The 15368-nt window shown below is 61.2% G+C and carries 20 protein-coding genes and 1 pseudogene; 10 read left to right on the top strand and 11 right to left on the bottom strand.

From position 1 onward, the window contains the following. Window positions 1-258 precede the first annotated feature (258 nt). On the bottom strand, window positions 259-909 hold the full coding sequence (locus tag IVA95_RS09885) for a glutathione S-transferase family protein (protein WP_247510305.1): 651 nt from the start codon (window positions 907-909) through the stop codon (window positions 259-261). Window positions 910-1320: 411 nt separating this feature from the next. Beyond that, window positions 1321-2163, bottom strand: a complete 843-nt coding sequence (locus tag IVA95_RS09880) for a tripartite tricarboxylate transporter substrate binding protein (RefSeq protein WP_247510304.1) — start codon at window positions 2161-2163, stop codon at window positions 1321-1323. A gap of 1144 nt (window positions 2164-3307) precedes the next feature. Here IVA95_RS09880 and IVA95_RS09875 point away from each other — a divergent pair. Further along, on the top strand, window positions 3308-4546 hold the full coding sequence (locus IVA95_RS09875) for a CHRD domain-containing protein (protein WP_247510303.1): 1239 nt from the start codon (window positions 3308-3310) through the stop codon (window positions 4544-4546). Window positions 4547-4737: 191 nt separating this feature from the next. Here IVA95_RS09875 and IVA95_RS09870 read toward each other — a convergent pair whose 3' ends face one another. The 3 genes from IVA95_RS09870 to IVA95_RS09860 form a co-directional block, all read right to left on the bottom strand. Further along, complete coding sequence (locus tag IVA95_RS09870) at window positions 4738-4923, bottom strand: hypothetical protein (RefSeq protein ID WP_213247046.1); 186 nt, start codon at window positions 4921-4923, stop codon at window positions 4738-4740. 207 nt (window positions 4924-5130) lie between these two features. Beyond that, a complete protein-coding gene (locus IVA95_RS09865; protein ID WP_213246461.1) occupies window positions 5131-5322 on the bottom strand; it encodes a DUF3606 domain-containing protein in 192 nt (63 codons plus the stop codon). 45 nt (window positions 5323-5367) lie between these two features. Beyond that, window positions 5368-5607 carry a hypothetical protein gene (locus IVA95_RS09860; RefSeq protein WP_247510302.1) on the bottom strand — a complete coding sequence of 80 codons (240 nt, stop codon included), beginning with the start codon at window positions 5605-5607 and terminating at the stop codon, window positions 5368-5370. 196 nt (window positions 5608-5803) lie between these two features. Here IVA95_RS09860 and IVA95_RS09855 point away from each other — a divergent pair, with 196 nt between their 5' ends. After that, entirely contained in the window at window positions 5804-5977 is a 174-nt protein-coding gene (locus tag IVA95_RS09855) for a hypothetical protein (protein ID WP_247510301.1), read from the top strand. Between the two features lie 360 nt (window positions 5978-6337). On the opposite strand, the gene IVA95_RS09850 is transcribed toward IVA95_RS09855, so the two are convergent. Continuing rightward, the gene (locus IVA95_RS09850) at window positions 6338-6529 is read right to left on the bottom strand and encodes a hypothetical protein (RefSeq protein WP_247510300.1); all 192 of its coding nucleotides are present in this window, start codon (window positions 6527-6529) and stop codon (window positions 6338-6340) included. Between IVA95_RS09850 and IVA95_RS09845 the strand changes: the two are divergent. Together IVA95_RS09845 and IVA95_RS09840 are read left to right on the top strand one after the other, a co-directional pair. Beyond that, window positions 6526-7068: pseudogene (locus tag IVA95_RS09845) on the top strand (HAD family acid phosphatase); the annotation flags it as partial. The gene IVA95_RS09850 and the pseudogene IVA95_RS09845 overlap by 4 nt on opposite strands. Window positions 7069-7087: 19 nt before the next feature. After that, window positions 7088-7378, top strand: a complete 291-nt coding sequence (locus tag IVA95_RS09840; RefSeq protein WP_247510299.1) for a hypothetical protein — start codon at window positions 7088-7090, stop codon at window positions 7376-7378. Window positions 7379-7469: 91 nt separating this feature from the next. Here the strand turns inward: IVA95_RS09840 and IVA95_RS09835 are convergent, their stop codons facing one another. Next, window positions 7470-7964: a DUF892 family protein gene (locus tag IVA95_RS09835; RefSeq protein WP_247510298.1), complete on the bottom strand. Its 495-nt coding sequence runs from the start codon at window positions 7962-7964 to the stop codon at window positions 7470-7472. A 177-nt stretch (window positions 7965-8141) separates the two neighbouring features. Here IVA95_RS09835 and IVA95_RS09830 point away from each other — a divergent pair, with 177 nt between their 5' ends. After that, window positions 8142-8330, top strand: a complete 189-nt coding sequence (locus tag IVA95_RS09830; RefSeq protein ID WP_028348083.1) for a hypothetical protein — start codon at window positions 8142-8144, stop codon at window positions 8328-8330. A gap of 306 nt (window positions 8331-8636) precedes the next feature. Further along, window positions 8637-8927, top strand: coding sequence for a hypothetical protein (locus IVA95_RS09825; RefSeq protein ID WP_213246467.1), 291 nt, complete (start codon window positions 8637-8639; stop codon window positions 8925-8927). 89 nt (window positions 8928-9016) lie between these two features. Here IVA95_RS09825 and IVA95_RS09820 read toward each other — a convergent pair whose 3' ends face one another. From IVA95_RS09820 to IVA95_RS09810, 3 genes are all read right to left on the bottom strand, one after another. Then, window positions 9017-9262 (bottom strand): PilZ domain-containing protein, encoded by a 246-nt coding sequence (locus IVA95_RS09820; RefSeq protein ID WP_213246469.1) that lies wholly within the window; start codon window positions 9260-9262, stop codon window positions 9017-9019. Window positions 9263-9380: 118 nt separating this feature from the next. Further along, entirely contained in the window at window positions 9381-10403 is a 1023-nt protein-coding gene (locus tag IVA95_RS09815; RefSeq protein ID WP_247510297.1) for an aldo/keto reductase, read from the bottom strand. Between the two features lie 147 nt (window positions 10404-10550). Beyond that, window positions 10551-10976, bottom strand: a complete 426-nt coding sequence (locus IVA95_RS09810; RefSeq protein WP_247510296.1) for a PaaI family thioesterase — start codon at window positions 10974-10976, stop codon at window positions 10551-10553. Between the two features lie 80 nt (window positions 10977-11056). On the opposite strand from IVA95_RS09810, the gene IVA95_RS09805 reads away from it, so the two are divergent. The 3 genes from IVA95_RS09805 to IVA95_RS09795 all read left to right on the top strand — a co-directional run bounded on the left by IVA95_RS09805 (window position 11057) and on the right by IVA95_RS09795 (window position 14226). Next, window positions 11057-11686: a CoA pyrophosphatase gene (locus IVA95_RS09805; protein ID WP_247510295.1), complete on the top strand. Its 630-nt coding sequence runs from the start codon at window positions 11057-11059 to the stop codon at window positions 11684-11686. 138 nt (window positions 11687-11824) lie between these two features. Next, window positions 11825-12805 (top strand): tripartite tricarboxylate transporter substrate binding protein, encoded by a 981-nt coding sequence (locus IVA95_RS09800; protein ID WP_247510294.1) that lies wholly within the window; start codon window positions 11825-11827, stop codon window positions 12803-12805. 227 nt (window positions 12806-13032) lie between these two features. Next, window positions 13033-14226: a hypothetical protein gene (locus tag IVA95_RS09795; protein ID WP_247510293.1), complete on the top strand. Its 1194-nt coding sequence runs from the start codon at window positions 13033-13035 to the stop codon at window positions 14224-14226. A 149-nt stretch (window positions 14227-14375) separates the two neighbouring features. Here the strand turns inward: IVA95_RS09795 and IVA95_RS09790 are convergent, their stop codons facing one another. Further along, window positions 14376-14681, bottom strand: a complete 306-nt coding sequence (locus tag IVA95_RS09790; protein WP_247510292.1) for a hypothetical protein — start codon at window positions 14679-14681, stop codon at window positions 14376-14378. Between the two features lie 200 nt (window positions 14682-14881). Between IVA95_RS09790 and IVA95_RS09785 the strand changes: the two genes are divergently transcribed. Next, on the top strand, window positions 14882-15361 hold the full coding sequence (locus tag IVA95_RS09785; RefSeq protein ID WP_247510291.1) for a hypothetical protein: 480 nt from the start codon (window positions 14882-14884) through the stop codon (window positions 15359-15361). Window positions 15362-15368 lie beyond the last annotated feature (7 nt).

Raw genomic sequence — 15368 nt, 5'->3', positions numbered from 1 at the left:
GACGGCCTCAGTGCCGATCCCGTACAGAAGCAAGTGCCCGGCAGGTGGACAGCGCAAAAAGGGATTGACTAACTAAGGCCCGTTACAGAAGCCCGGATGAGCGAAGCGACATCCGGGGTTTTGGTGAGTTCCCATCCCCGATATCGCTTTGCTGATGCGAGCTGCTTGCTAACCAATTGCGGACATTCCCCGCGAGCGTTTACCACCTAAAACCGGGCATTCGCTCCGATGGGCTCAAGCGACGCAGGGCGGCCCTCATCAGCCGGTCGATGCGGCGGTGAAAACCGCCAATTGAGCCTCGAAAGCACGCTTAAAGGCCGGCCGTGCTTCGCCGCGGGCGACATAGGCGGAGAGGTTCGGATATGCGTCCAGTATGCCCGATCCGTTCAACCTGCGCAGCACCGTTACCATCAGTAGGTCACCGGCGCTGAACGCGCCATCGAGCCAGTCGGCGTCGCCAAGCCGACTGGAAAGTTCGTCCAGCCGGCCACGGACGCGATCCTCGAGGATAGGCAGGCGCTGCTCGTACCAGGTCTTGTCGCGCTCCACGAGCGTGGCAATTTCGCGATCAACAATCGGCGGCTCCACCGTGTTAAGCGCGGCAAACATCCATGTGATCGCGCGCGCCCGGGCATTCGCATCGTCCGGCAGCAGGCCGCTATGGCGCTCCGCGATATGGAACACGATCGCTCCCGACTCGAACAGGGCGAGATTGCCTTCTTCATAGGTCGGAATCTGCCCGAATGGATGAAGCGCACGATGCGCGGGTTCCTTCATCTCGCTGAACGAAACAAGACGAACGTCGTACGGTTGGCCTACTTCTTCGAGCGCCCAACGAACACGCATGTCACGTGCCTGTCCCTTGCCGCGGTCGGGCGACCGTTCAAAGGCCGTGATGGTGGGGGTCATTGGAAAGCTCCGGGTGATTGCATGACGCTGTCGAAAGTGATGTGCATGATTCTCATGACTAGGTTCCGGTTCTTGCGCTTTGCATTCAGAGGACGAACGACTGGCGCCGCTCTCGACAAGTTGCCTCGTTTTCTTTCGCCACGGTATTTTCGCGGTCCGAGCCTTCTACGCGCGGCCGTCACCGGCGAACGACCTGAAACCTTTCCGACGGCCAAGGCCTCAAAATGGCGCGAAGCAGATACAGCAAGCGCAGCTCGGATCAGCGAAGCGACATCCGGGGTTTTGGTTAGTCCCGTCCCCGCATATCGTTGGGATTACGGTGACAGTGCACCTCATACATACGCCAAATCGAGACGTATTTGATTGACCGCGGGATCACTGGATTAAGTGCACCGTCACCGCGGCGCGCTCTCACTTCTGCTCACTCGCCCGCATCTCTTCCGCGAATGGTCGCAGCGCTTGCGTCATGTCGTCGAGACGCTTTTGCCATTCTGCGCCGGGCATGAACGCGAGAACGGGGGCGTCGCCGGGCGAGCTCTTGATGTATTCCGGATCGCGCAAGCCGTCCGCAATGGCAGTTTCAAGCTTTTTGACGACCTCGTCCGAAACGGCCTTTGGTACGGCGAAGCCGCGTTCCGCGGTCATCGTGACGGGGAGGCCTGCTTCCTCTGCCGTCGGGACATCGGGGAGGGACAGAGAACGTTGCTTCGACAGGATCGCAATGGCGCGGAGTTGTCCCTTGTTGGAGCCGTGCAGCTCGGGGACTTCGCTGAGGCTGACCATTCCAACATCCAGATGGCCGCCCAGAAGATCAGTCCTTTGCGCGGCCGTTCCCCTATAGGAAATTTCGTTGGGTTCAACCTTGGCGGCCTTCGCCAGCATGCGGATCGCCAGATGCCCGTTCGTGCCAGCACCATTGTGACCGAACGTTATCGAACCCGGCTTGCTGCGCAGCGCAGCCAGAACGTCCGCAAGACCTGCAAGCTTGCTTGCCGCAGGCGCCACGATCACACTGGGATCGTCGACCACGCGCGCGACAAGGCGGATTTCATCCATGCTGTACTGGGTCTTTCGCGTCATCGGGATGAAATTATAGCCGGGCACGTTGACCACGCCCATCGCGTAAGCATCTGGCGCGGCGCGGGCAATCGAGGCAAACGCGATCTCGCCGCCGGCGCCAGGCTTGTTCAGCACAACAAATTTGGCCTTGCCGCCCAATCTCTGCTCGACGAACGGCAACAGCTTGCGCGCCATGACATCGGTCCCGCCACCGGGAGCAAAACCGATGACAACTTCGATTGGCTTGTCGTCTGGCCATGCCGCCCAAACTGGCCCGCAAGCTACTATTCCGAATGCTGATGCAACCAGTGCGACGATCTTACCATGCATGACATTCCACCCTTTTCTTGTTGTTGGGCGGTCGCCCCGCCGTCTGGGCAGCGCGACCGATGATTTACGCGTATCGCTTTGTAACTGCTCGGTTCGGCGAAGAACAGCGAACAGCAAGCATAGCTCCATGAGCGAGGCGGCATCCGGCTTTTGGTTGGTGCCGATCCCCTGATATCGCGGAGCCTATCATCACTGCGCGAGCGCAATTGCGCTCGTCGCGGAGCGCGCGTTCGCGATCCGTTGGCTCATGCGGGCTACTCGCTGAGCTTGTATCGCCGCCGATGTGGTTTGTATTTCGGAGGGTCTGTCCCGGTAATTGCCCGATACCACGCGGCGTCTGATTGCGCGAGCGCCCTGGCCGCGGCAAGATCCGATTGCCTACGACAGAACTGACTTAGGCCGAGGTAGCAATCGGTGCGTGCCGGTCCATGAGGTATCGCTGCGCAGTTCACCTGCCCGCTCGCAACGGCAGGAAAGGCCACCAGCAAGACTGCGACGACGCTTGCGGTCCGATGTGTTTTGGTATGCCGATCTCGAATATAGTTCTTGTTCATGCGGGCTACTTGCTGAGCTATCGATTACAAGTTACCCGCGCCCGCGCGATTTGGATCGCATGCCTCGCTTTCGAAACCGACATTGTGATTGCGGGACAAAGATGCAGACCGCATGGAACTGATGGTTCCAGGGATATGCGCGATCAGATGCGCACATGGAACCGAACACGAGTTTAGCGTCAGCAACCGTACATTGCATCACAATGTGTCGATCGCACCAAAAGATCACAATAACGCCCGGTCGACGATCTACAGCGGCGGACCTTGGTTGGCGCGATCCAGCGATCCCTTGTTCTCGGCCGAAATACCGCGAGAAGGACAACGCGCCGATTCCGCGATAGCGGAGCGACGCGGCGCCTGATCCATGCCGGCGCGAGCCGGGTGCAACATCTGCCACATGTGCAGGCCGGCGTCGCTGGCCGCCCGACCTGCTGAGCAAAGAGCAGGAGGCTCTCATGTCCACAGCGTTCCGCGTGGTTCTCGAAGGCGCTCAGGAAGTCCCGCCGAACAACTCGACGGCAAGCGGTCTCGGCACTGTCATCTTTGACAGCACGGAAATTGCCGCGAGCTATACCTTTCAGATCGAAGGCGTCGATTACGGGCCGATTACGGGTGGTGCGGCCCAGACGCCGTCGACCTCAGATGACGTCACCTCCACGCATTTTCACAATGAAGTGCGAGGAGCAAACGGGCCTGTTGTCTTCGGACAGATCGACCCGGCGCAGGACCAAGATGATCTCAACATCGCGCTGAATGCGGATGGCTCCTGGACGGTAAGCGGTCGGTGGGAGACGACGGACCCCGCCAGCGTTCCAATCACCAACTTCGCCGACGAGTTCGGCTCAGCTCCGGTGGGATCGGAGATCCCGATCTATTTCAACGTCCATACGGAGCAATTTCCAGGGGGCGAGATCCGGGGTCAGTTGATCGCAATCGCAGATGACAACGACAACGTTGTCGTCGGAACGCCGGGCGACGATTTCCTTCCCGGGCTCGGCGGCAATGACATCATCCGTGGCCTTGCCGGGAACGACAGACTTGAAGGCGGCGATGGCGACGACATTATCGAGGGCGGCGAGGGCGACGACGACATCAATACAGGGGCCGGCAATGACCTGGTTTTCGGGGATGGCGGCAACGACACCGTTGGCGGCATGGCCGGAAGCGATACAGTCTTCGGCGGCGACGGCGATGACTTCATCGCCTGGAACGACCCTACGGGCGATATCGTATTTGGGGATGCCGGGAATGACACGCTGCGAGGCGGCGACGTTGCCGCCGACACGATCTTTGGCGGTGAGGGTGACGACCTCATCCGGGCGGTCGCGAACCAGGAGTTGGCAGAGCACGCGCCCGACCGCCTGTTCGGAGACGACGGCAATGACACCATCATCGGCAGCAATGCTGATGATACGATCGAAGGCGGCGCCGGCGACGATAACCTCGCCGGTTTCGGTGGGGCTGATCAGTTTGTCTTTCGCGAGTCTGAACCAGGCAATGATCTCATCACCGACTTCGACGTGACGCAGGACCTCGTGGTGTTGGAAGGCTTTGGAGCCGAGTTCGATCCGCTGGACAATCTAAGCGCGGCACCTTCGGGCGCCACCCTTGATCTCGGCGAGGGCAATCAGGTGGTGTTCCTGGGTCGCCTTGTGACCGAGTTTAATGCCGCGGATTTCCTCGTGACTGCTTGAAGCAAGCGTAGCCCGGATGAGCGAAGCGATATTGGGGTCTTGTTAGTGCCGATCCCGCATGTTGCTTTGCTCATGCGGACTGCCTGCTACGTTGCAGAAAGCAAAAGGCCCCCGGCGCGAAGCACCGTGGGCCTTCACCTCAATGAGGGATACATCCCCTCATTGATACCACTGGGAAGCGCAGCAATGCGCTATGAATTGGTTGCCTCGCGGGCGAGGCGTTCGGCTTTCAATCGCTCGAAGTTGGCGCGGAAAGCGTCGTCGGCCGCTTTGCGTTCGCGGATCGCCTGCTCGGCTTCCAGGCGGCGCTTCTCCGCCTTCGCGGCGCGCTCTTCGGCCGAGGTAGCGGGCTTCTCTCGTTGTTCAAAAGGATGCATGCAAATCAACGCATCAGGTGAACCAAAGTTCCCTGATGCCGGGCCAGCCTCACCGTCGAGATATCCTGCCGTTCAAGCCCGTTGGCCCGCTGATATTCGCCAGGCATACCCGAACCGCACTGACAGCACATCTCTCCCCCTATACACGCTTTGGATGTTTCTCGCAGGCCCATCCCAAACCGAAGCACAGAGGGCATTTCGGGTCGATCACGAATGAGACGCACCCAACAGGCCAAGCTCCTTGCGAACGGCGGCGGCTGAATTTCCGACCTTGTCGACGGCCTTCTGCAGTTCTTCCTTCGTCACGCCGAGCGCCTTGGTCCAGTGCTTGACCTCATAGTCCTCATGCATGTTGATCTTGCTGCGGTCGGGTTGGTCTCTCTTCGTGAGATTGTCCATTGCACACCTCCGAAGAGAAAACGCGCTCGGGAAGGGGCTGTTCCTCTACGAGGCCAGGGATAACGGTTGCTCGGCCCTGAAACGCTGGTAGGCGGTGATGGCATTGTTCGAGAGCAGCAAGCGTCGCCGCTCTCCACACCTGATCATCGCTTCAATCGTATCGAGCAGATGATTGGCCGCAATATCCGGGTTGCCCAGCTCGCCGGTTGCCTCAAGGTAGTCCCAGGCGATCTCAAAGGAGTCTGCGACAAGTTGTGACAGCGTCTCAGCCATGACGGGCAACATTGTCGTGTCCCTTCTGTTCCTTCTGAAGCCCGAAGGAGCTTGCCCGCAGTCGGTTTCCGCAATTGCGATCATCGATCTTCATAAGCGTTGGCTCGGTTCAAATTGCTGCATATGCGCAAGTGTCTTGGAGCCCTTTTTGGGGGCAGGAACGAAATCAGGCTTCGCCCGTTTGGTCGGCTCGTAACGGAGGCTGCAAATGCCGAAAGAAAACGATCTGGAAGGCCAGCAGGACATGGGAGGCAAGCACGGCGGCCAGGCCGGCATGCCGAAATCGGAGAACCGCAACTCCGCACAGCAAGGCATTGTGCGAGACGAAAAAGGTCAGGAGCAGCCAGCCGACAAATCGCGGGCTCAACAAGCCAGTCGGTAGCTCGGGCGCTGACGCCGCGAGAATGCGGACGCATACCCTTTCGCTGTTTGACAGTTGAATCCTGACAGTCACCCACCACAACGGAAACGACGTGGGAGCCGCCATCGGCCGCGGCCTCGCGCGACCGTGTTGTCCCCACGTGCGCTATTTGCTGAAACTAACGACGGCCTTTGCCGCCCCGGCGAGGATCCTTGCCCGCGCCTTGACGACCGGCGCGAACTAGCTTCTCGGCACCTCTCGCGTGGTGTCCACCTCGATTGCCGCCGTGTTTCCCAATCCGCTTGCCCGGCTCTGCGGTTGCCTTCGTTTTGGCCATAAGTCAGCTCTTGGTGTGTCAGCGCTTGGCGTCAGCTCTTTACGTTAGCTCTTGGCGCTGGAATTCTCGTTCTGCCGATCTTCCTTGGTGATCGGACCTTTCGCAGCCTTGTTTCCGCCGCCCCATTGCTGAGCCTTCCGGCTCGCGTCGCCGCCTTGATGCTGCGGCGCATTACCTTTCGTGTTCGGGCTGGCGCTTTCGCCCTTGTTGCGGGCGCGATCGTCGCTTTGTTTCATCGCCACCTCCTTGCTCCGATCAGGGGAAACGCGGGGTGATTGCCACCGTTCCCAGGAACTGCCGTCTGGCAGAATTCGTTATAACTATGATGAAAACCGCACCGAAAGACTGCTACGTCTTCGACATCGACGGGACACTTGCCGATGTGTCCCACCGGCTGCACCACATCGAACGAAAGCAAAAGAACTGGCGCGCGTTTTTCGCAGCCAGCGCCGATGACAAAGCCATTGAGCACATCTGCGACCTGGCCCGGCATCTTTCCAAAGCCAAGCCGGTGGTCTTTGTGTCGGGCCGCTCGGATGAGGTGCGCGAAGAAACCGAAGACTGGCTAGAACGCGAAACCGGTCTGCGTGGTCCTTTGTACATGCGAAACCGCCGCGACCGCCGCCCGGACTACATCGTCAAGGCGGAGTTGCTGGACCGGCTTCAGGCCGACGGTTATCGGCCGATCATGGCCTTCGACGACCGCGATCAGGTCGTGAAGATGTGGCGCGCCAAGGGTGTTCCATGCGCGCAAGTCGCAGAGGGAAACTTCTAGCGGAAGATGGAGTTGGCGCATGCAACGATCTTCGGACAGAGCCAAGATCGGCTCGGGGCAAATCGTCGTGCTCATCGTACTTGGTGCTCTGCTTGTCCTTACCGGCGCGTGGGCCGCTTACGTCTGGAACGCAAGCAGCGACGTTCCGATGAGCACGCACGGCTGGATCGCGCTTGGCCTTGGCACGTTCTTCTCGCTGCTGATCGGATGCGGCCTGATGGCGCTGATGTTCTTCAGCAGCCGCAGCGGCCATGACGAGGCTGCGAGTCCCCATTTCAGGCAGCGTCGCGAGAGTGAAGATCGGACGTGAGTCAGCTGGACCGAACGTCCCGCCCACCTACATCTGAATATCCGGCCATGCTGGCGCGGCTTGAGCGTTTGCGAGGCCAGCAGCGGCTTAGTCACGCCGCCAGCGCATCCGGATTGACCTCACCCTTGGCGATATCGGTGAGCAGCGCATCGATCTCTTTCTCTTCCATCAGGCTGCTATGCAGCGTCGCCTGGTCGTTGCGCAATTCCAACTGCCCGGCCAGCGCAGCAGCCGAGCCGTAGGCGGCGATTTCATAGTGCTCGAGCTTCTGGGCGGATGCGATCAGGCCGGCATCGCGAAGATCGTCGCCCTCCAGCATGCCGAGCATCTTGCGGGTCTCGCGGATGAGCGCCTCCATCGCCTGGTCGACATGCGCTCCCGGATCAGCGCCATGCTGGCGAAGGATGGCTACAAGGCGAGCCTTCTGCGTGACCGTCTCCGCGTGGTGATCCACCAACGCGTCTTTCAGCGCCGGGTGGGATGCTGCCGCCGCCATACGCAGCAGTGCTTCCGCAAGTTGGTCCTCGACGCTCACCAGTTCCTGCAGTTCAGCAAGGTACATATCCTTGAAATTCCTGATCTCCATAGCGAAATCCTTCTCTCAGGATGCGTATGAGGCTTCCGGCAGCAGCGTTGCATCGTCTTCGGAAGTAGCCGGCACGAGCCGAGCGGCCTGTTTCACGCTCGATGCCTGCGATATCATTGCAACGAGGCCACAGCGCATCTGGTTCCGGACCTGATCGAAGACCCAAGAGGTGCTGCGATGACGGAATGGTACTTCGTCTGGGTGGAAGGCCTGCGAGGGCCTGCGCCGCAGAAATGGTCGTCGGATGGCCTTTGGGGGCAAGTCGGGCGTCAGGATGTCATCGTGCGTTTTGCACTGAGCGATGAGGAAGCCCATCTGCCGCTCGACGAACTGGCTAGGCGGCATCCCATTCCCGACGGGAAATAGCCGATTGTGGCCTCGTCATGTCGCCGATCGGCGGAACAATGGGCTTTAAAGATGCCGTTGTGCGGAACATTGCTAATTTAATTTTGTTGCCCGCTTGAAGCGGCGCCAAGAGGCACCACTGTCCCGACTTCAATTCGGCTTGCTTGCGGAATTGAAAGCGAAGCTGCGAGCCGGCGCGCGGCGCTGGTGGGGACGAGCGATCAGGATTCGACACGCTTGAACGTCATTCCCTCCGCAGAAGAGCCGCGCGCGGTCAAGGCCGTCACGCGGTGCTCACCAACCAGAAGCCAAGTAAGGAGATCGTGCATGAAATTGAACTCGGCACAGGTGGAACGCGCTCTGACGCAATTCGAAGCCCAGGCGCTTCCCGACGATCATCCGGTGGTCCCGCAGCTAGCCAGCATGTTTGGGGATCATACATTCTTCCTCGACAGCGGCGGACTCAACGTCTTGGAACCGACAGAGGCTTCCGAGCGGGACACCACAATCGGCATGATCGTAAACCTTGCTTATTGGAGCGATGAGACGCTGACGAAATTGTCGCCACACGAGCCCGAGCCCACAGGCGTGATCGTCAGCCTCGAATCCAGGCACTGACTCTTCGAGTCCGGGAACTCGGCGTGGGTTTCAGACGATTTGTCGTGCGCGGTCGCGTGCCGCGCGCGACGGTTGCTGGAGTGCGCCGGTCAGGTTTCGAAACGAACCCCGATCCGCGTCTCTTTTCGCCAGACGACGCGGCACGGCACATGGATGTGGTCGGCTTCGATCACCAGCGTGAAGCGTTCAGGAATGCCGACGGGGGAGATCACCTCGAGCGCGGCGCCGGTTTCGGAGAGGTTGCGCACCGTGCAATCGATGGCGGCGCCGCCGCCGAACGAAATCCTGCCCGCCTTCAAGAGCCGACGCCGTGGTGCTGTTCTGTGCTCGTCCACCACATGGACCTCCACCTGAACAGGGAAGTTTCTACGGGCGAGGTTACTATCCCGTTACTGAGCGTTCCAGCCGTGCTGCAACGACAAGTCGTGGCAGCAGCGGAACCGTCGTTTCAGCTCATCGAGCTTGGCCGTCCGATCGCGCCCGCCGGCCCTCGATCGGGTAAGCTGGGTCATTGAACCCCGGCGTCGAGGGATGGCCACTCGCCACCAGCCGGTCGATCAGCGCCTCGTCCTCCGCCGTGAAGCGATAGTCCAGCGCTTGGATATAATCATCCCATTGCTGTTCGGTCCGGGGGCCGGCGATCACCCCGCTTACGAACGACGAATTCAGCACCCATGAAACCGCGAATTGCCCTGCGGTGATGCCGCGGGCTTCGGCGTGCTGCTTGATTTGCTGGGCGAGCTGCAGCGATTCCGGACGCCATTCGGTCTGCATCATGCGCTTGTCGGCGCGCCCCGCACGCGTGTCCTGGTCGGGCGCCGCATCCGGCCTGTACTTGCCGGTCAGCACCCCGCGCGCCAGGGGGCTATAGGGCACGATGCCGACGCCGTAATAGCCGCACGCCGGGAAGTGCTCGACTTCGGGCATGCGGTTCATGGCGTTGTAATAGGGCTGGCTGACGATCGGGCGATCGATGCCGTTGTTGTCGCAGATGTTGCAGATCTCGGCGACGCGCCAGGCGCGGTAGTTGGAGACGCCGAAATAGCGGATCTTGCCCTGGCGCATCAAATCGCCCATCGCGCGCACCGTCTCCTCCAGCGGCGTCGCGTGGTCTTCCTTGTGCAAATAATAGATGTCGATGAAATCGGTGCCGAGCCGTTGCAAGCTCTCGTCCGCGGCCTGCATCACCCAGCGGCGCGACAGCCCGCCGCGGTTAGGATCGTCGCCGATCTGGTTGGCGAGCTTTGTCGCCAGAATCCAGTTCGTGCGATTGTTTGAAATGGCGCGGCCGACCACCTGCTCGGACTGGCCGCCATTATAGGCATCCGCGGTGTCGATGAAGTTGACGCCGGCCTCGCGCGCTTTCGCAATGATGCGCGACGACGTCGCCTCGTCGGTGGGGCCGCCGAACATCATGGTGCCCAAGCAGATCGGTGAAATCTTCAGGCCGCTGCGGCCGAGTTGGCGGTATTGCATGGGGTGGGGTCCTTAAGCAGGTCCAGGCAAGATAGCGGTTGTCATCCGTCATTGCGAGCGTCAGCGAAGCAATCCATAGCGCCGCAAGCTAAGGCATGGATTGCTTCGTCGCTTCGCTCCTCGCAATGACGCGGAGAAGGCGGTACTTCAACCCTCGCTCTTCAATATCTTGAACACGCCGCTCGCCATCGCGATACAGCGTTTGTCGACCGTCACTTCGGTCGTGATGAAAATAAGGCTCCGTGTCGAGCGCACCACGTGCGGCTTCGACACCAAAACCTCGCCGATCTTGCCGGCTTCGACAAAGTGCGTATCGAGCTGCACGGTCGCCAGCGTCGGCTTGCCGGAGACGAAGCGGGCGGTCATGCCGCAGGTGCGGTCGGCGAAGGTCATGATGACGCCGCCCTGCACCAGGCCGCGGCGGTTGTGGTGCTTGTCCTCGGTGGCAAGCGCGTATTCGTGCGCGCCGTCGACGACGCGCTGCCATAGCGGGCCGATCAGGTGCAGGAAGCCGGAGGTTTCGACGATCTTCCAGCCGTCGGATTTGAGCTTGTCCGCGGCCTTGGCTGTCATGTCGTGCTTTCCCTTTCCTGCGGGCTATCGTGCTGTCCGAGGTCATTTCATCTGATGCGCTGGTGTTGTAGTCAAGCGGGATGGTCAGGCCATTTGACGATACCACACGGCGGAATATTGCAGCGCTTTGCGCGGCATTTACGCGAGCTGCCTCGGAGGGCGCGGAGCCTGAGCTGAAGCGCGCCGCGGTCGCCATTGCGCTGACCGAAGCCGAGAGCGGCCCCGGCACCACATTTCTGTTAACCCGCCGCGCCACAAGCCTGCGCGCCCACGCCGCTCAATGGGCGTTGCCCGGCGGGCGCTGCGACCACGGCGAGACGCCGGCACAGGCGGCGTTGCGCGAGTTTCACGAAGAGCTCGGCGTCCGCCTCGGCGAGGGCGATGTGCTGGGCCTGCTCGACGATTACCCGACGCGCTCAGGCTATCTGATCACGCCGGTAGTGGTCTGGGTCGGTACAAGCGCCGATATCATCCCCAATGCGGCGGAGGTCGCCTCGGTGCATCGTGTCGCGCTCGGCGATATCGAGCGCGAAGGCGCCTTCAGCTTCACCACCATCCCCGAAAGCACGCGGCGCGTGATCCGCTTCCGCCATGCCGGCCAGCACATCCACGCGCCGACGGCGGCGCTGATCTATCAGTTTGCTGAAGTGCTGGCCGGCCGCGAGACTCGTGTGGCCGAACTGGAGCAGCCGGTGTTCGCCTGGAAATAGAGTCGGCGCCGCCGCCGAAGCGGCTGCTCATCTCACCATGTGAGAGAGTGTGCTCACGCGGCGCGGGTTGCGGACCTCGGCGGTTTCGGCGACGATAGCTGAGTCAAGAAGAACAACAGATCCGGGAGCTCGCCCGCCATGTCCATCGGGAGAAAGTGGCTTTGCGTTGCAGCCGCCATGCTCGGCTTGAGCACAGCAGCAGACGTTTCGCACGCGCAGACCTATCCTGCCCGCGCCATCACCCTGGTCATTCCGTTCGCGCCGGGCGGCAGCACCTCGATCGTTGGCCGCGCCATTGCTGACAAAATGAGCGAACAGCTCGGCGAGAAGATGGTGGTCGACAACCGTCCCGGCGCGGGCGGTACGGTCGGCACCAAGGCGGTCGCGAAAAGCGATCCCGATGGCTACACGCTGCTCTTGGGTTACACCGGCACGCTGGCGATCGGCCCCTCGCTCTACAAAAATCCCGGCTACGATCCGCGCAAGGACTTTGCGCCGATCGGCATGATCGGCAACGCACCGAATTCGCTGGTGGTGCATCCGTCGTTCCCCGCGAAAAGCGTGGCCGAACTGATCGCCTATGCGAAGGCCAATGCCAACAAGGTCAATTTCGGCTCGGCCGGCGCCGGTACCGCCAGCCACATTACGGGCGAGTATTTCGCCCGCGCCGCCGGCATCAAGCTGGTGCATATTCCCTACAAGGGCACCGGTCCGGCGCTGACGGATCTGTTGGGCGGCCACATCCCGATGGCGTTCGCGCCGATCCCGGCCTCGCACACCAATGTCGCCGCCGGCAAATTGCGGGCGCTCGCGGTGACCAGCATCACGCGATCGAGCCTGTTGCCCGACGTGCCGACGCTGATGGAAGCGGGGCTAGCCGGCTTCGACGCCTCGCTCTACTACGGCCTCGTCGCGCCCGCCGGCACGCCGCGGCCGATCGTCGACAAGCTCAACAAGGCGTTGCGCGACGCGCTCGCCTCCGACGAGGTGAAGAAGCAGTTGGGCAATGATGGCACCGAAATCACGCCTGGCACGCCGGAAGACTATGCCGCCTTCATCGACAAGGATGAGAAGAAGTGGTCGCAGCTAGTGAAAGCCAGCGGCGTCGAGCAGGAGTAGGGCACACGGCGCGAGGCGGGACTCTTCCCTCTCCCTTTGTGGGAGAGGGGGAATCGAATGAGCGGAGCTCATTCGAGACGGGTGAGGGGTTCTCTCCGCGGATAGAACCCTCATCCGCCTTCTTCGCGAAGGCACCTTCTCCCACAAGGGGAGAAGGGAAGAAAGACACCACCTAATGTCGCTCCTTTCGGGGCTGACATCTCGGGCGCGCTTGCTACAACGATGCGATGCGCCTGCCATTGATTCGTATGGGTTCCGGATTAGCCGCGCTCGCGCTGCTCGCGAGTGCGCCGCCTGCCGTGGCGACGGAACTGCTCCCTGCCTCAACCGGCGATGCCATGGCGCAAGCGGCTTCGCCGCAGGCGATGGCCGAATACCGTCGCAAGCTGAAAGAGTATCAGGAAGCCCGCGCCGCGTTCGAAGAGGAGGCGGGCGCCTATTGGGCCTCAATCTCCGAGAAGCGAAAGGGCCGCAACGCCAAGCGCCGGGAACGCCAGGCCATCACGCTCAACGATTACGTGCTGACGCAGCCGCCGGTCTACACCGGTCCGAAGCGCCCGGTCAGTCCGGAGCCGGAGGAGGAGAAGCCGCCGCGCGAGCGCAAGCCGCTGCCGGTGGTTGCCGATTTTCTTAAAGCGGCCGCCGAGCATTTCCAATTCACGCCGCAACGGCCGGCAACCGAGGTCGAGTTCAAGCGCGCCTATGCCCGCTACGCGTTGGCCGCCGGACTAACGCGCGAGCAGGCGGTGCGGGTCTACTCGTTTGAGACCGGCGGTAACGGCAATTACGACATGCAGTCGGGGCTGAACCCCTCGAAACCGGGCTCGCGCGCGATCTCGACCGCGATCGGCTACAATCAGTTGCTCACCACTAACAGCGTCGAGCTGTTGGCCGAACAGGGCCACGAAATCATCAGGGAATTGACGGCAAGGGCCGCGACGCTGTCGGGCGCGCCGCGCAAGGCGATGGACCACAAGCTTGCTGTCTTGAAAAGGATGGTGGCGTTTACGCGCACCGTGCCGGATACCTGGTCCGAGCATGAGAAGCTCGCCAATACCCCGCAGGGCTGGGCTGTGCACGCTATGGTGCTCGATGTCGACGTCGGGCCGATGCTGCAGACCCACAAGCTCCTCACCTCGGTGCACTTCGCGCGCGCCAAGGGCTATAATCGGCCGCTGACGGCGGCCGAACTCGAAATGATGAACCTGACCGGCGACGGCACCGGCCTCGACATGGTCACCATGCCGCAGGCGATGCGTGAGCAGGTGCCGACCTCGAATTTTTTCCAGCGCGGCGGCTACGAGCGTAACCCGGTCGCAATCCGCCATAACACGGTGGCGAAACTGTTGGCGATCACCGACGAGCGGATGGACTTCAACTCGAGCAAGCCCGGCGCGAAGGAGCTGGCGGCGGCGTTCTAGGTTGCCTCTTCCCTTCTCCCCTTGTGGGAGAAGGTGGCGCGGATAAAATCCGCGCCGGATGAGGGGTTTCTATCCGCGGAGACAGACCCCTCACCCGTCTTCGCGTTCCGCGAAGCCACCTTCTCCCACAAGGGGAGAAGGAAGAAAGCTCACTCCGACCCGAACATGAACTTGCCGTCGCCTTCCAGATAGGGACCTGAGCGCATGTAGAGCTGCCCATTCTGGCCGATGAAGAACAACGTGCCCTTCGGCACCTTCTTGGCGCCCTTAAGCAGCAGACCCGCATTGTTAGTGCCCAGCTGGTAGGCGAGCGTCTTGCCGTCCCTGCCGTAGGCATAAGCCATGTCCGACTTCAATTCCCAAGGAGTCGGTGCCGCGCCTTGCGCGAATGCCGATGTCGCCAGCCCTGTCAGTACCGCCGCCATCAAAACTGATTTTGTCGAAACGCTCGTCATCATCATCCTCCCAGCGGCCTCAAGCGGCTTCTACCCCATGCCTTTGAACAAATCACGAACGGCGCCGTGCCGTCAATCTGCTCCTTCGACGCATCACACCGCTCTTGAGACTTTGTGATTTCCCGCGTCTGACTTCGCGACTATGTTCGCGTTTCCGGCTACAAGCATGCATTGCGAAAAACGTCATAGGGATGGTCAGGATGAATCGCGTCATGAAATTCGGTCTTGGTGTTGCGCTATCGTTCATGACGCCGGCTCAAGCGTCAGAGGCTGACAATTTCAAGCTGTCCAACAACCAGCGGATCGCCTGCAGCCGGGGATTGGCCGCGGGCAAGCTCAACACCTCGACCTGCAAATCCTATGCGTACGTGTTCAACACCAAGACGTCAGAGTATTTCCGTTGCCAGGTCTCGATGGCGCTGACGCGGGACAACAAGGAAGTCATCAACGTGCAGGCCGACGGCGGCTGCACCAAGAAGCCGCGTATCTTCGATGCCGATTCAAACTATTCGTTCGACGCCACCGAAACCGAAGGGCCGAATACCAACTCGTTCTTCGGTCCCGGCGGCTATGCGGTGTGGGCCAGCGACAACAATAACCGGAAGGTGCGCGGCTGCATCATCATCTCGTCCGGTCTCGGCTCCGACATCGTGAAATGCATCGACATGAAGTTCGAGTGAGCCTCGC

This window comes from Bradyrhizobium sp. 157, from assembly GCF_023073815.1.
GTDB lineage: Bacteria > Pseudomonadota > Alphaproteobacteria > Rhizobiales > Xanthobacteraceae > Bradyrhizobium.
This window is presented reverse-complemented; position numbering and strand designations above follow the sequence as displayed.

Excerpts from the sequence above, each read along its gene's own strand:
- IVA95_RS09885 (WP_247510305.1), bottom strand. The coding sequence starts at position 909 with ATGACCCCCACCATCACGGCCTTTGAACGGTCGCCCGACCGCGGCAAG.
- IVA95_RS09880 (WP_247510304.1), bottom strand. The coding sequence starts at position 2,163 with ATGGCGCGCAAGCTGTTGCCGTTCGTCGAGCAGAGATTGGGCGGCAAG.
- IVA95_RS09875 (WP_247510303.1), top strand. The coding sequence starts at position 3,308 with ATGTCCACAGCGTTCCGCGTGGTTCTCGAAGGCGCTCAGGAAGTCCCG.
- IVA95_RS09870 (WP_213247046.1), bottom strand. The coding sequence starts at position 4,923 with ATGCATCCTTTTGAACAACGAGAGAAGCCCGCTACCTCGGCCGAAGAG.
- IVA95_RS09865 (WP_213246461.1), bottom strand. The coding sequence starts at position 5,322 with ATGGACAATCTCACGAAGAGAGACCAACCCGACCGCAGCAAGATCAAC.
- IVA95_RS09860 (WP_247510302.1), bottom strand. The coding sequence starts at position 5,607 with ATGTTGCCCGTCATGGCTGAGACGCTGTCACAACTTGTCGCAGACTCC.
- IVA95_RS09855 (WP_247510301.1), top strand. The coding sequence starts at position 5,804 with ATGCCGAAAGAAAACGATCTGGAAGGCCAGCAGGACATGGGAGGCAAG.
- IVA95_RS09850 (WP_247510300.1), bottom strand. The coding sequence starts at position 6,529 with ATGAAACAAAGCGACGATCGCGCCCGCAACAAGGGCGAAAGCGCCAGC.
- IVA95_RS09840 (WP_247510299.1), top strand. The coding sequence starts at position 7,088 with ATGCAACGATCTTCGGACAGAGCCAAGATCGGCTCGGGGCAAATCGTC.
- IVA95_RS09835 (WP_247510298.1), bottom strand. The coding sequence starts at position 7,964 with ATGGAGATCAGGAATTTCAAGGATATGTACCTTGCTGAACTGCAGGAA.
- IVA95_RS09830 (WP_028348083.1), top strand. The coding sequence starts at position 8,142 with ATGACGGAATGGTACTTCGTCTGGGTGGAAGGCCTGCGAGGGCCTGCG.
- IVA95_RS09825 (WP_213246467.1), top strand. The coding sequence starts at position 8,637 with ATGAAATTGAACTCGGCACAGGTGGAACGCGCTCTGACGCAATTCGAA.
- IVA95_RS09815 (WP_247510297.1), bottom strand. The coding sequence starts at position 10,403 with ATGCAATACCGCCAACTCGGCCGCAGCGGCCTGAAGATTTCACCGATC.
- IVA95_RS09810 (WP_247510296.1), bottom strand. The coding sequence starts at position 10,976 with ATGACAGCCAAGGCCGCGGACAAGCTCAAATCCGACGGCTGGAAGATC.
- IVA95_RS09805 (WP_247510295.1), top strand. The coding sequence starts at position 11,057 with ATGGTCAGGCCATTTGACGATACCACACGGCGGAATATTGCAGCGCTT.
- IVA95_RS09800 (WP_247510294.1), top strand. The coding sequence starts at position 11,825 with ATGTCCATCGGGAGAAAGTGGCTTTGCGTTGCAGCCGCCATGCTCGGC.
- IVA95_RS09795 (WP_247510293.1), top strand. The coding sequence starts at position 13,033 with ATGCGCCTGCCATTGATTCGTATGGGTTCCGGATTAGCCGCGCTCGCG.
- IVA95_RS09790 (WP_247510292.1), bottom strand. The coding sequence starts at position 14,681 with ATGACGAGCGTTTCGACAAAATCAGTTTTGATGGCGGCGGTACTGACA.
- IVA95_RS09785 (WP_247510291.1), top strand. The coding sequence starts at position 14,882 with ATGAATCGCGTCATGAAATTCGGTCTTGGTGTTGCGCTATCGTTCATG.